Source organism: Jannaschia marina (genome assembly GCF_013404595.1).
In the GTDB taxonomy this organism is placed as follows: domain Bacteria; phylum Pseudomonadota; class Alphaproteobacteria; order Rhodobacterales; family Rhodobacteraceae; genus Jannaschia; species Jannaschia marina.
Genome location: NZ_JABVAX010000001.1, coordinates 446604 through 460238 on the forward strand (window position 1 = coordinate 446604; position 13635 = coordinate 460238).

The 13635-nt window shown below is 67.9% G+C and carries 16 protein-coding genes; all 16 read left to right on the plus strand.

The window, feature by feature from the left end:
• The first annotated feature begins 9 nt into the window (after positions 1-9).
• Positions 10-423, plus strand: coding sequence for an MAPEG family protein (locus HSX43_RS02295; RefSeq protein WP_179378461.1), 414 nt, complete (start codon positions 10-12; stop codon positions 421-423).
• Positions 420-821 (plus strand): DUF5333 family protein, encoded by a 402-nt coding sequence (locus HSX43_RS02300; RefSeq protein WP_179378462.1) that lies wholly within the window; start codon positions 420-422, stop codon positions 819-821. The genes HSX43_RS02295 and HSX43_RS02300 overlap by 4 nt, the downstream gene beginning before the upstream one ends.
• Positions 818-1204, plus strand: coding sequence for a hypothetical protein (locus tag HSX43_RS02305; protein WP_179378463.1), 387 nt, complete (start codon positions 818-820; stop codon positions 1202-1204). Before HSX43_RS02300 ends, HSX43_RS02305 begins: the two co-directional genes overlap by 4 nt.
• Before the next feature lie 116 nt (positions 1205-1320).
• Positions 1321-1734, plus strand: a complete 414-nt coding sequence (locus HSX43_RS02310) for a DUF5333 domain-containing protein (RefSeq protein WP_179378464.1) — start codon at positions 1321-1323, stop codon at positions 1732-1734.
• Positions 1735-1843: 109 nt separating this feature from the next.
• Positions 1844-3859 carry an NADH-quinone oxidoreductase subunit NuoG gene (gene nuoG / locus HSX43_RS02315; protein ID WP_179378465.1) on the plus strand — a complete coding sequence of 672 codons (2016 nt, stop codon included), beginning with the start codon at positions 1844-1846 and terminating at the stop codon, positions 3857-3859.
• A gap of 3 nt (positions 3860-3862) precedes the next feature.
• Positions 3863-4252, plus strand: a complete 390-nt coding sequence (locus tag HSX43_RS02320) for a hypothetical protein (protein WP_179378466.1) — start codon at positions 3863-3865, stop codon at positions 4250-4252.
• A gap of 9 nt (positions 4253-4261) precedes the next feature.
• On the plus strand, positions 4262-5299 hold the full coding sequence (nuoH, locus tag HSX43_RS02325) for an NADH-quinone oxidoreductase subunit NuoH (protein ID WP_179378467.1): 1038 nt from the start codon (positions 4262-4264) through the stop codon (positions 5297-5299).
• A gap of 1 nt (position 5300) precedes the next feature.
• The gene (gene nuoI, locus HSX43_RS02330) at positions 5301-5795 is read left to right on the plus strand and encodes an NADH-quinone oxidoreductase subunit NuoI (RefSeq protein WP_179378468.1); all 495 of its coding nucleotides are present in this window, start codon (positions 5301-5303) and stop codon (positions 5793-5795) included.
• Positions 5792-6184, plus strand: coding sequence for a carboxymuconolactone decarboxylase family protein (locus tag HSX43_RS02335; protein WP_179378469.1), 393 nt, complete (start codon positions 5792-5794; stop codon positions 6182-6184). Before nuoI ends, HSX43_RS02335 begins: the two co-directional genes overlap by 4 nt.
• Positions 6181-6795 carry an NADH-quinone oxidoreductase subunit J gene (locus HSX43_RS02340; protein WP_179378470.1) on the plus strand — a complete coding sequence of 205 codons (615 nt, stop codon included), beginning with the start codon at positions 6181-6183 and terminating at the stop codon, positions 6793-6795. Before HSX43_RS02335 ends, HSX43_RS02340 begins: the two co-directional genes overlap by 4 nt.
• Before the next feature lie 129 nt (positions 6796-6924).
• Positions 6925-7413 (plus strand): hypothetical protein, encoded by a 489-nt coding sequence (locus HSX43_RS02345; RefSeq protein ID WP_179378471.1) that lies wholly within the window; start codon positions 6925-6927, stop codon positions 7411-7413.
• Between the two features lie 89 nt (positions 7414-7502).
• The gene (nuoK, locus tag HSX43_RS02350; protein ID WP_179378472.1) at positions 7503-7808 is read left to right on the plus strand and encodes an NADH-quinone oxidoreductase subunit NuoK; all 306 of its coding nucleotides are present in this window, start codon (positions 7503-7505) and stop codon (positions 7806-7808) included.
• A 4-nt stretch (positions 7809-7812) separates the two neighbouring features.
• On the plus strand, positions 7813-9888 hold the full coding sequence (nuoL, locus tag HSX43_RS02355; protein WP_179378473.1) for an NADH-quinone oxidoreductase subunit L: 2076 nt from the start codon (positions 7813-7815) through the stop codon (positions 9886-9888).
• 5 nt (positions 9889-9893) lie between these two features.
• Positions 9894-11441: an NADH-quinone oxidoreductase subunit M gene (locus HSX43_RS02360; RefSeq protein ID WP_179378474.1), complete on the plus strand. Its 1548-nt coding sequence runs from the start codon at positions 9894-9896 to the stop codon at positions 11439-11441.
• Between the two features lie 11 nt (positions 11442-11452).
• A complete protein-coding gene (gene nuoN / locus HSX43_RS02365; protein WP_179378475.1) occupies positions 11453-12883 on the plus strand; it encodes an NADH-quinone oxidoreductase subunit NuoN in 1431 nt (476 codons plus the stop codon).
• Positions 12883-13635 (plus strand): biotin--[acetyl-CoA-carboxylase] ligase, encoded by a 753-nt coding sequence (locus HSX43_RS02370; RefSeq protein WP_179378476.1) that lies wholly within the window; start codon positions 12883-12885, stop codon positions 13633-13635. The genes nuoN and HSX43_RS02370 overlap by 1 nt, the downstream gene beginning before the upstream one ends.

Consider the following 13635-nt stretch of genomic DNA (forward strand, 5'->3'; position numbering starts at 1 on the left):
GAGGGTGCGATGACCGAAGCGCTCGCGCCCTATGCCCATGCGCTCGCCGCCCTCGGGGGCTGGGCCATCGTGATGCTGGTGCTCATCCCCGTGTCGGTGGCCGGCAAACCGCGCGGCCGGACCGAGAGCGGCCATCCGGTGCGCGACTATTCCGACCCGGCCTACCGCCGCAGCCGCGCGTTCCGCAACGCGATCGAAATCACAGGACCATTCGTCGCCGCCACGCTCGCGGCGATCCTCGTGGGGGCGTCGCCCTTCTGGGTGAACCTGCTGGCGTCGCTGTTCCTCGTCTCGCGCATCGCCATGGCGGCCGTCCACATTGGCACCGAGAACCAGACGGCGCGCTCCGCCTGCTGGTTCGTCGGGCTGCTCTGCTGCCTCGGGCTGGCGCTCCTGGCGGTCTTCGGGGCCTTCGCGCTGTGATCCGCGCGCTGCCCCTCGTCCTGCTGGCCCTGCCGGCCGCCGCGCAGGAGACCGCCGCGAAGGTGCCGGCACCCGACTATTTCGTCGCCTCCGCCATGGCGACCTCGACGGCGCAGATCCTTGCGGTCAATTGCGCGACGCTCTCGATCAACCCCGGGGCCATGTCGGCCGAGACGGGCCGCGTGCTCGACCGGTTGGGAGAGGACGGCTTCACCGCCGAGAACCTGGTCGAGCGGATGGAGGATCCGGCGGATCGCATCGCGGTCTTGCAGGACGCCTTCCTTGCGAAGCATGATCTGGCCGACGGCGCGGGGGCCGAGGCGGTCTGTGCCGCCGGTCTGCGGGAAATTTCCGAGGGGTCCGAGATCGGGGCCCTCCTTTTGGAGGTCGAAGAATGAAGGTCACGGTTCTGGTTGTCGGCGCGACGCTCGCGCTTGCCGGATGCGGCACATTGGGCAGCCTGTCCTCCGGGGCCTCGGGGCCCTTCAGCGGCGGCGGCGGATTGCGCGGCTCCCAGAGCGAGATCGCCGGCATCCGCTTCCGCACCCGGGTTTCGGCCGTGAGCGAGGACAACCGCTCCTTCCAGACGGTCACGCGCGGCGCGGGGCGCAGCCTCTCGGCCGCGGCCGAGGCCGGACGCGTGGAGGCGGTGGAATACTGCATCCGCCGCTTCGGTGGCTCCGACATCGTCTGGACCGCCGGGCCCGATCGGGAGGTCGAGCAGATCCCGCTCGACGACAGCGGCGCGCTCGTGCTGACGGGAACCTGCGTCACGCGCTGAGGGCTCGCGGGACGCGCGAGGGACCGCCGATGCCATCGCCGACCGCCGGGCCGATATTGAATAACCGCGGGTCGGGCGCACATCTCGGGGCAAGTTCGAAACACCCGAGGTTGCCCATGTCCGTCCGTTCCTCCGCCCTTCCGGCCCTTGTCGCGCTGGCCCTTGCCGCGCCGGCCGCCGCCGACCGCTACGACGCGCTGCGCAACGATCCGCAGATCGCGAACGGCGTGCTGGTCGCCGCCATCGGGGACATCATCGGCGATACCTGCCCCGATCTGGGCGAACGGCGGACGCGGTCGCTCCTGATGCTCAACTCGCTCGTGTCGCGGGCGCGGGGGCTTGGGTATTCGGCGGGCGAGATCCGCGCCTATGTCGAGGACGACGCCGAGAAGGACCGGGTGAAGGCCCAGGCGCGGCAATGGCTCGCGCAGCAGGGGGCCTCGACCGACGACCCGGCGAGCGTCTGCCGCGTCGCCCGCGCCGAGATCGCCAAGGAGTCGACCATCGGGCGGCTGATGTACGAGAAATGAGCGGCGCGGGCCCCCGACATTCCGGGGGCCTGCGGCTTTTCCCCCACTGGCCTCCGGCGGCCGACCGGGCTAGGTAGCGGCAAACGCGCTGAAGACCGGAGCGACCGCCATGGCCGACCTCAAGAAAATCGTGATCGACGGGACCGAAGTGGAGGTTCCGGGCGAGATGACGCTGATCCAGGCCTGCGAGCAGGTCGGCATCGAGATCCCCCGGTTCTGCTATCACGAGCGCCTGTCGATCGCCGGGAACTGCCGCATGTGCCTCGTTGAGGTCGTGGGCGGCCCGCCGAAGCCCGCCGCCTCCTGCGCGATGCAGGTGCGTGACCTGCGCCCCGGGCCGGAAGGCCAGCCGCCGGTCGTCAAGACGAACAGCCCGATGGTCAAGAAGGCCCGCGAGGGGGTGATGGAGTTCCTGCTCATCAACCACCCGCTCGACTGCCCGATCTGCGACCAGGGCGGCGAATGCGACCTGCAGGACCAGGCGATGGCCTATGGCGTCGACTTCTCCCGCTTCCGGGAGCCGAAGCGCGCGGCCGTCGACCTCGACCTCGGGCCGCTCGTCGAGACGCATATGACGCGCTGCATCTCCTGCACCCGCTGCGTGCGCTTCACGACCGAGGTCGCGGGCATCACCCAGATGGGCCAGACCGGGCGCGGCGAGGACAGCGAGATCACGTCCTATCTGGGCGAGACGCTGAAATCGAACCTGCAAGGCAACATCATCGACCTCTGCCCCGTCGGCGCGCTGGTGTCGAAGCCCTATGCCTTCACCGCCCGGCCCTGGGAGCTGACGAAGACCGAGACCGTCGACGTCATGGATGCCCTCGGGGCCTCGATCCGGGTGGATACGAAGGGCCGCGAGGTCATGCGCATCCTGCCGCGCAACCACGACGGCACCAACGAGGAATGGATCAGCGACAAGACCCGCTTCGTCTGGGACGGGTTGCGCCGGCAACGGCTCGACCGGCCCTACATCCGGCGCGACGGCAAGCTCGTCTCCGCGACCTGGCCCGAGGCGCTCGATGCCGCGGCGACGGCGATGAAGGGCAAGAGCGTCGCCGGGCTCGTCGGTGACCTCGTCCCGACCGAGGCGGCCTTCGCCCTGCGGCAGCTGATGGACAAGATGGGCGGCGTGACCGAGTGCCGCACCGACGGCGCGAAGTTCGGGACCGAGCGGGCGGCCTACGCCGGCACTGCGGCCGTCGAAGACATCGACACGGCCGAGCATATCCTGCTGATCGGGACGGACCCCGCGCAGGAGGCCCCGGTGCTGAACGCGCGGATCCGCAAGGCCTGGCTGCGCGGCGCCACGGTGGCCCGGATCGGCGCGGCGACCGACCTGACCTACGACGTCCAGGAGATCGGGACGGGCCGCAAGGCGCTTTCCGCGCTTCTCGACATGGATCATTCCGCGAACGTGGACGTGCCGAGCGTCATCGTGCTGGGCATGGGGGCGCTGACCGGAGAGGACGGGGCCGAGGTGCTGGCCAATGTCGCCGCGCTGGCCGAGGCCGGTCGGTCGGGGCTCCTGATCCTGCACACCGCCGCGGGCCGCGTGGGCGCGATGGACGCGGGCTGCGTGGCCGAGGGCGGCATCGATGCCGCGCTGCAGGCGGATGTGATCTACAACCTCGGGGCCGACGAGATCGAGATCCCCGAAGGCAAGTTCGTCATCTACCAGGGCAGCCATGGCGACCGGGGCGCGCATCGCGCCGACGTCATCCTGCCCGGGGCCGCCTGGACCGAGGAGCAGGGGCTGTTCGTCAATACCGAGGGCCGGCCGCAGCTGGCCCTGCGCGCGGGTTTCGCGCCCGGCGAGGCCAAGGAAAACTGGGCCATCCTGCGCGCGCTCTCGGCGGAGGTGGGCTTCCAGCTGCCGTTCGACAGCCTTGCGCAGCTGCGACGCGCGCTCGTGGAGGCCGCGCCGGAACTGGGCGAACTCGATCAGGTGGCCGTGAACAGCTTCGCGCCCATGGGCGAGCGGCCCAAGCTGGGCGAGGGCGACTTCGGCACGACCGTGCGCGACTTCTACCTCACGAACCCCGTGGCCCGCGCGTCGCAGCTCATGGCGGAGCTGTCGCAGCTGGCCCGGGCGCGCGAGGACGCGCCGATCGCGGCGGAATAACCCATGCGCCTGGCCCTCGCCGTGGCGGGCGCGGCGGGCCTCGCCGCCTGTCAGAGCGCCGAGACGCCCGTGGTCGACGTCTTCCGCCCCGACTACCGCGGGGTCGAGACGCGGCTGCTGGAGGGCGATCTCGTCAACTTCCTCGTCACGATGGAAGGTGCGCGCGACGGGCAGGACGTGGTCGACTACGCCGAGTGCGCGGCGGCGCAATACGCGCTCATCCGGGGCTTCGGATTTGCCCGCCAGGTGCGGACAAACGTGGTCGAAGAGGGTGGCGTTTGGCGCGGAGATGCGGTTTACACCGTGTCGCCGAGCCTCCCGCGGGGGCTGAAGACGATTGATGCCGAAGTGGCGGTCGACGACTGCCGCGCGCGCGGCATCCCGACCGTATGAGGACGTGACATGGCAGACTTCTTTGCATCGGGACCGGGCATCGCGCTGATCATCCTGGCGCAGACCCTCGCGGTCGTCGCCTTCGTGATGATCTCGCTTCTGTTCCTCGTCTACGGCGACCGCAAGATCTGGGCCGCCGTGCAGATGCGCCGGGGGCCCAACGTGGTCGGGCCCTGGGGATTGCTGCAAACGCTCGCGGACGCGGCCAAGTACGTCTTCAAGGAAATCGTGATCCCGGCGGGCGCGGACCGCTTCGTCTTCATGCTGGCCCCGCTCATCTCCTTCGTGCTGGCGATGATCGCCTGGGCGGTGATCCCCTTCAACGAGGGCTGGGTGCTGGCCGACATCAACGTCGCCATCCTCTACGTCTTCGCCGTCTCCTCGCTGGAGGTCTACGGCGTCATCATGGGCGGCTGGGCGTCGAACTCGAAGTATCCGTTCCTCGGCTCGCTCCGGTCGGCGGCGCAGATGATCTCCTACGAGGTCTCCATCGGCCTCATCATCATCGGCGTGATCCTGTCGACGGGCTCGCTCAACTTCGGGGCCATCGTCGCCGCGCAGGACACGGCCTACGGCTTCTTCGGCTGGTACTGGCTGCCGCATCTGCCGATGGTGTTCCTCTTCTTCATCTCCGCCCTCGCCGAGACGAACCGCCCGCCCTTCGACCTGCCCGAGGCCGAATCCGAGCTCGTCGCGGGCTACCAGGTGGAATATTCCTCGACGCCGTTCCTGTTGTTCATGGCGGGCGAGTACATCGCCATCTTCCTGATGTGCGCGCTGATCTCGCTTCTCTTCTTCGGCGGCTGGCTCTCGCCCATCCCGTTCCTGCCGGACGGGCCGTGGTGGATGGTCGGCAAGATGGCGTTCTTCTTCTTCCTCTTCGCCATGGTGAAGGCCGTGGTGCCGCGCTACCGCTACGACCAGCTCATGCGCCTCGGCTGGAAGGTCTTCCTGCCGTTCTCGCTCGGCTGGGTCGTGCTGGTGGCGTTCCTGGCGAAGTTCGAAATCCTGGGCTCCTTCTGGGCCCGCTATGCGATGGGGGCGTGAGATGACCCAGATCGACTGGAACCGGTCCGTCAAATACTTCCTGCTGGCCGATATGTGGGCCGGTATGAAGCTCGGCCTGAAGTACTTCTTCCGGCCGAAGGCCACGGTGAACTACCCGCACGAAAAGGGGCCCGTCTCGCCGCGCTTTCGCGGGGAACATGCGCTGCGCCGCTATCCGAATGGCGAGGAGCGCTGCATCGCCTGCAAGCTCTGCGAGGCGATCTGCCCCGCGCAGGCCATCACCATCGACGCCGAGCCGCGCGAGGACGGCTCGCGCCGGACGACGCGCTACGACATCGACATGACGAAGTGCATCTACTGCGGCTTCTGCCAGGAGGCCTGCCCGGTCGATGCCATCGTCGAGGGCCCGAACTTCGAATTCGCAACCGAGACGCGGGAGGAGCTCTTCTACGACAAGGAGAAACTCCTCGACAACGGCGAGCGGTGGGAGGCGGTCATCGCCAAGAACCTCGAACTGGACGCGCCGTACCGATGACCGACAAGAACCCCTTCGCGGCCTGGATGGGCCACATGCAGGACATGGCCAAGACCATGAACCCCGCGCTCGAGAGCTTCACGCCCAAGGGGTTCGAAAAGCTCTGGCCGACGATGCCGGGCGAGGTCGTGGAGCAGTTCATGGGCAAGGGGATGAACCCCGAGGGGCTGGACGCGAAGACCAAGATGCTGTTGACCCTCGCGGGGCTGACGGTGCTCGGGGCGCAGGCCGAGGCGCAGATCCGCATGACCGTGCGGCAGGCCGCCGAGCAGGGGGCCACCAAGCAGGAGATCGCCGAGACGATCGGCCTGATGGGGCTCTTCGGGGGCTTGCCCGCGATGAACAAGGCGATGGAACTCGCCACCGAAGTCCTGGAGGACGACGCATGAGTGTGCTCGATTTCGCCTTCTATCTCTTCGCGCTGATCACGGTGACGGCGGGGCTCTTCGTGGTGGTGGCGCGCAACCCGGTGCATTCGGTGCTCTGGCTGATCCTGTGCTTCCTGTCGACGGCGGGGCTCTTCGTGCTTCTGGGCGCGGAGTTCGTGGCGATGCTCCTGGTGATCGTCTACGTCGGCGCGGTCGCGGTGTTGTTCCTCTTCGTGGTGATGATGCTCGACGTCGACTTCGCGGAACTGAAGGCGGAGATGGCGAAATACGTGCCGCTCGCCGGGCTGATCGGCGTGGTGCTGCTGATGCAGCTCGCCATCGCCTACGGCGTCTGGGAGACGGCCGAGGGCGTGGAGATGGCCGATGGCCTCGCCACCATCCCGCCGCCGGCGACACTCAACACCTCGGCCCTCGGGCTCGTGCTCTACGACAAGTATTTCGTGATGTTCCAGCTTTCGGGGCTCATCCTGCTGGTGGCGATGATCGGGGCGATCGCGCTCACGCTGCGCCACCGCAAGGACGTCAAGCGCCAGAACGTGCTGCACCAGATGTGGCGCGACCCGGCGAAGGCGATGGACGTGCATGACGTGAAGCCGGGGCAGGGGCTCTAGGCCCCCGACCCGCCCGCGGGCCGAGCGGCCCGCGCGGAGAGATCCTCGGGTCGGGCCCGAGGATGACGGAAAAGGGGTCGGACCGACCCGCAAGGACGACAGGGGCCGAAGATGCCCCGGAGGGACGAGATGAGCGGAACGGGACACGCGAAGGCGGGGGTGGCGGGGCTTGGCCTTGCCGGCGCACTCCTCTGCGCCGCGCCCGCCTCCGCCCTGACGCTCGCGGAGTGCGAGCGCACGACCCATATCTCCCACGGTGGCGAAGCCGACCACATGGATCACGGCGACGGCTGGGTCTCCTGGACGGGCTGGTGGGAGCAGGAGGGCAGCTATGCCGAGCTTCACGTCGCCCAGTGCCGCGATCACCGCCTGGCCGTGAGCCGGTTGAAGGAAGAGCGGATCGCCGACCGCACCTTCGACCGCCGCCGCGCCGGGGGCGAGGTCTTCGAGCGGCACATGCGCCGCTCCACGCCCCTCCGGGCCATCGATGAACTGGCCGAGCAACTGACGGCCGCCGGCGGCGAGACACGCCTCGGCCCGCTGCTCGATGAACCCTGTGCCTGCGCCGCCGCCTATCCCGGCGCGCGCGGGGATCTGCCGCCTTTTGAGTTGAACTGACCACGCGAAAGGGCCATCCGGGCCCGTGAAAGACCAAGCCGGCCCGAGGGCCACGCCAAGAGGGGCGCTCCGCCCCGGGGGAACGATTGATGATCGGACTTGAACATTACCTGACGGTCGCGGCGGCGCTCTTCGTCATCGGGATCTTCGGCATCTTCCTCAACCGGAAGAACGTGATCGTCATCCTGATGTCGATCGAGCTGATGCTTCTGGCCGTGAACATCAACTTCGTCGCCTTCTCGGGCTTCCTCGGCGACCTGACGGGGCAGGTCTTCACCCTCTTCGTCCTCACGGTGGCGGCGGCTGAAGCCGCGATCGGCCTCGCCATCCTGGTCTGCTTCTTCCGCAACCGGGGCACGATCGACGTCGAAGACGTCAACATGATGAAGGGCTGACGCCATGGCGACCACTATCCTCCTCGCCCCCCTCGTCGGGGCCCTCATCTGCGGCTTCGGCTGGCGTCTGATCGGCGAGAAGGCCGCCATGGTCGTCGCCACGGGCCTTCTGTTCCTCGCCATGATCCTGTCGTGGATCGTCTTCCTCGGCCACGATGGCACGACGCAGCAGATCCCGCTGCTGACGTGGATCGAGAGCGGCTCGCTCGCCACCGACTGGGCCATCCGGCTCGACCGGCTGACCGCGATCATGCTGATCGTCGTCACCACCGTCTCGGCGCTCGTCCACCTCTACAGCTTCGGCTACATGGATCACGATCCGCAGTGGCAGGAGGGCGAGGTCTACAAGCCCCGCTTCTTCGCCTACCTGTCGTTCTTCACCTTCTCGATGCTCGCGCTGGTGACCTCCGACAACCTTCTGCAGATGTTCTTCGGCTGGGAGGGCGTGGGCGTCGCCTCCTACCTCCTGATCGGCTTCTACTGGCGCAAGTCCTCGGCCTCGGGGGCCGCGATGAAGGCCTTCATCGTCAACCGCGTGGGCGACTTCGGCTTCGCGCTCGGCATCTTCGGGCTGTTCTACCTGACCGACTCGATCAACTTCGACGACGTGTTCGCCGCCACGCCCCAGCTGGCGGAAACCACGATCCGCTTCCTCTGGACGGACTGGAACGCGGCGAACCTGCTCGCGTTCCTCCTCTTCGTCGGGGCCATGGGCAAATCGGCGCAGCTCGGTCTGCACACCTGGCTGCCGGACGCGATGGAGGGGCCGACGCCCGTCTCCGCGCTCATCCACGCGGCGACGATGGTGACGGCTGGCGTCTTCCTCGTCTGCCGCATGTCGCCCCTGATGGAGGTCGCGCCGGCCGCCATGGCCTTCGTCGTCATCCTCGGCGCGTTCACCGCCTTCGTCGCGGCGACGATCGGGCTCGTCCAGAACGACATCAAGCGCGTGATCGCCTATTCGACCATGTCGCAGCTCGGCTACATGTTCGTCGCCGCGGGCCTCGGGGCCTATTCGGTGGCGATGTTCCACCTGCTGACCCATGCCTTCTTCAAGGCGATGCTGTTCCTCGGGGCGGGCTCCGTGATCCACGCCATGCACCACGAGCAGGACATGCGGAACTACGGCGGCCTGCGCAAGAAGATCCCCTATACCTTCTGGGCGATGATGATCGGCACGCTCGCCATCACAGGCGTCGGCATCCCGCTGACGGGGTGGATCGGCTTCGCGGGTTTCGCCTCCAAGGACGCGGTGATCGAGGTCGCCTTCGTCGGCTCGACCGCGGCCTTCTGGCTTCTGGTGATCGCCGCCATGTTCACCAGTTTCTACTCCTGGCGCCTGATGTTCCTGACGTTCTACGGCGCGCCGCGCGGCGACAAGCACACGCATGAGCACGCCCACGAGAGCCCGGCGGTGATGACCGTGCCGCTCGGCGTGCTGGCCGTCGGGTCGGTCTTCGCGGGTATGGTCTTCTACGGGCCGTTCTTCGGCAGTCAGGGGCAGGTCGACCGCTTCTTCGGCATCTCGGACACGGCCGAGGCCCATGCCACCTACGACGCGGGGCTGATCGGCGCGGCCCATGCCGCCACCGAGGGCGAGGAGCCGCACGAGCGCGCCCCCCAGACGCCGGGCGAGGGGGCGATCTACATTGGCCCCGAGAATCACGTCATCCACGAGGCGCATCTGGTGCCGAAGTGGGTCAAGGTCTCGCCCTTCGTCGCCATGGTGCTCGGCTTCTTCGCAGCCTGGATGTTCTACATCCGGCAGCCCGCCCTGCCGCGGCAATGGGCCGAGACGCTGGCTCCCTTGCACCGCTTCCTCCTGAACAAGTGGTACTTCGACGAGATCTACGATGCCGTCTTCGTGCGCCCGGCCAAGCGCCTCGGCAGCTTCCTGTGGAAGCGCGGTGACGGCACGGTCATCGACGGGTCGATCAACGGGCTCGCCATGGGCATCGTGCCCTTCGCGACGAAGTGGCTCAACAAGGCCCAGTCCGGCTACATCTTCACCTACGCCTTCGCGATGGTGATCGGGATCGTCATCCTGATCACTTGGACGACCATCGCCTCGGGGAACTAGAGACCATGGACAACCTCCTCTCCATCGTCACCTTCACGCCGCTCATCGCGGCGCTGATCCTCGCGATCTTCCTGCGCGGCGACGACGCGGCGGCGCAGCGCAATGCCAAGTGGCTCGCCCTCGGGGCGACGACCTTCACGTTCCTCGTGTCGATCTTCATCCTGACGGGGTTCGATGCGTCGGACACGGGCTTCCAGTTCGTCGAGGAGCGCGAGTGGCTCTTCGGCCTGCAGTACAAGATGGGCGTCGATGGCATCTCGGTGCTCTTCGTGATGCTGACGACCTTCCTCATGCCGCTCGTCATCGCCGCCTGCTGGGACGTGACGCATCGCGTCAAGGACTACATGGTCGCGCTCCTGGTGCTCGAGGCGCTGATGATCGGCGTCTTCTGCGCGCTCGACCTGATCCTCTTCTACCTCTTCTTCGAGGCGGGGCTCATCCCCATGTTCCTTATCATCGGGATCTGGGGCGGGGCGAACCGCATCTACGCGGCGTTCAAGTTCTTCCTCTACACGCTCCTCGGCTCCGTCCTGATGCTCGTGGCGATGATCGCGATGTATGTCGACGCGGGTACCACCGACATCGTGGCGCTGCTCGACCACCAGTTCGATTTCGCGCCGCTCAACGTCCTGGGCCTCGAGGTGACGGGCGGGGTGCAGACGCTCCTTTGGCTCGCCTTCTTCGCCTCCTTCGCCGTCAAGATGCCGATGTGGCCCGTCCACACCTGGCTGCCCGACGCGCACGTTCAGGCCCCGACGGCCGGGTCGGTCGTGCTGGCCGCGATCCTGCTGAAGATGGGGGGCTACGGCTTCCTGCGCTTCTCGCTGCCGATGTTCCCGATCGGCTCGGAGGTGATGGGCACCTTCGTCCTGTGGCTCTCGGCCATCGCCATCGTCTACGCCTCGCTCGTGGCGATGATGCAGGACGACATGAAGAAGCTCATCGCCTATTCCTCGGTCGCGCACATGGGCTTCGTGACCATGGGCATCTTCGCCGCCAACCAGCAGGGGGTCGACGGCGCGATCTTCCAGATGATCTCCCACGGGTTCATCTCGGGCGCGCTCTTCCTCTGCGTGGGCGTCGTCTACGACCGGATGCACACCCGCGATATCGACGCCTACGGCGGCCTCGTGAACCGGATGCCGGCCTATGCGCTCGTCTTCATGCTCTTCACCATGGCGAACGTCGGCCTGCCCGGTACCTCGGGCTTCGTGGGCGAGTTCCTGACGCTCATGGGTGTCTTCCAGGTGAACACCTGGATCGCGCTCGTCGCCACCTCGGGCGTGATCTTCTCGGCGTGCTACGCGCTCTGGCTCTACCGCCGGGTCGTCTTCGGCGACCTCATCAAGGAGAGCCTGCGCTCGATCACCGACATGACGGGCCGCGAACGCGCGATCTTCGCGCCGCTCGTCTTCTTCACCCTGCTCCTCGGCATCTACCCGAGCCTTGTCACCGACATCATCGGCCCCTCGGTGGCCGATCTCGTCGACAATTATGACGTCGCCACCGCCGACCTCGTGCTGAGCCACGACGTCGCCTCGGCCGATCACTGAAGGCATCCGACATGAGTGCTGACCTGACCCTCATCCTCCCCGAGATCGTCCTGGCCCTCTACGCCATGGGCGCGCTGATCGGGGCCGTCTATACCGGCAAGGACGCGCTGGCGCGCCCCCTCATCTGGTCGACGGCCGCCGTGCTCGCCGTGGTCGCCTTCTGGGTGGCGTTCTCCTCCGGGGACGGCAGCGCCTTCGATGGCATGATCGTCAAGGACGGCTTCGCCCGCTTCGCGCAGGTCACGATCCTGCTGTCGGCGGCCATCGTCCTCGTGATCGGGCAGGACTACATGGCCCGCAACGCGATGCTGAAGTTCGAGTATCCGCTTCTGATCACGCTGTCGGTCATCGGCATGATGGTCATGGTCTCCTCGGGCAACCTTCTGACGATCTACATGGGGCTCGAGCTGCAATCGCTCGCGCTCTACGTCGTTGCCTCCATGCGCCGCGACAGCGTGCGCTCCACCGAGGCCGGGCTGAAGTACTTCGTCCTCGGCGCGCTCTCCTCGGGGCTTCTGCTCTACGGCATTTCGCTCACCTACGGCTATGCCGGCACGCTGTCGTTCGCGGGCGTCATCGGGGCGGCGGGCGACGAAGCCCCCCTCGGCCTCCTCTTCGGGCTCGTCTTCATGATCGCGGGCTTCGCCTTCAAGGTCTCGGCCGCGCCCTTCCATATGTGGACACCCGACGTCTACGAGGGCTCGCCCACGCCCGTCACCGCCTTCTTCGCCACTGCGCCCAAGGTCGCCGCCATGGCGATGTTCGCCCGGGTCGTCCACGATGCTTTCGGCGGCGTCGTCTCCGACTGGCAGCAGATCGTGGCTTTCCTCTCGGTCGTCTCCATGTTCCTCGGCGCGATCGCGGCGATCGGGCAGACGGACATCAAGCGCCTGATGGCCTATTCGTCGATCGCGCACATGGGCTACGCGCTCATGGGCCTCGCCGCAGGCACCGCGGGCGGGGTGGAGGCGATGCTCCTTTACATGGCGATCTACGTGGTGATGAACATCGGCACCTTCGCCTTCATCCTGTCGATGACGCGCGATGGCCGCGACGTGACCGACATCGCCTCGCTCCGGCTCCTGTCGAAGAGCCGGCCCGGCGCGGCGCTCGCGCTCCTCGTGCTGATGTTCTCGCTTGCCGGCGTGCCGCCGACCCTCGGGTTCTTCGCGAAATACGGCGTGCTGCAGGCGGCGGTCGACGCGAACCTTGTCTGGCTCGCCGTCCTCGGCGTGATCGCCTCGGTGATCGGGGCGTTCTACTACCTGCGGATCGTCTTCTTCATGTACTTCGGAGAGGCGGAGGAGCCCTTCGCCCCCGAGGTGGCCATGCCGCAGATGATCGCGCTCGCGGGCGCGGCGATCCTGATGCTGGCGCTCCTGCCCGAGCTTCTCGGCCTGGAGCCGCTCGCCGCCGGTGCCGCGGCCGCGCTGGTGAACTGATGACCGCGACGCCCCTGCCGACCGGTTGGCCGGCGGGGGTCGACCGCGTGATCCTGCCCGAGGTCGACAGCACCTCCGAGGAGGCCGCGCGCCGGGCCCCGACCGTCCCGACCTGGATCCTGGCCGAGCGCCAGACGACCGCCCGTGGCCGCCGGGGCCGCGCGTGGTCCATGCCGCCGGGCAACTTCGCCGCCTCCCTCGCCTGGCGGCCCGAGGGCACACCCACCGACCACGCCCTGCGCAGCTTCACCGCCTCGCTCGCCCTCCACGACACGCTGGGCGCGCTCGGCGTCGCGGGGCTGTCGCTCAAGTGGCCGAACGACGTGCTCCTGAACGAGCGCAAGCTGGCCGGCATCCTGCTCGAAAGCCCGGCCCCGGGCCTTCTGGTGCTGGGCATCGGCCTGAACCTCATCGCCGCGCCCGCCCCGGTGGAGGTCGAGCCGGGGGCCGTGCCGCCCGTCTCGCTCCTGGAGGCGAGCGGCTTGCGGCTCACGCCAGCGCAGTTCCTCAATGCGCTCGCCCCCGCCGTCGCCCGGCGCGAGGCGGAGCTCGTCACCTGGGGCTTCGCGCCCATCCGCACCGCCTGGATCCGCCACGCCGCGCGGCTCGGTCAGCCGGTGACCGCCCGCCTCGTCGCGGAGACCGTCAGCGGCACCTTCGAGGACGTGGACGACGACGGCCAGCTCGTCCTCGCGACCGACACCGGCCGCCGCCGGATCGCGGCAGGCGACGTCTTCTTCGAGAGGGCCTGA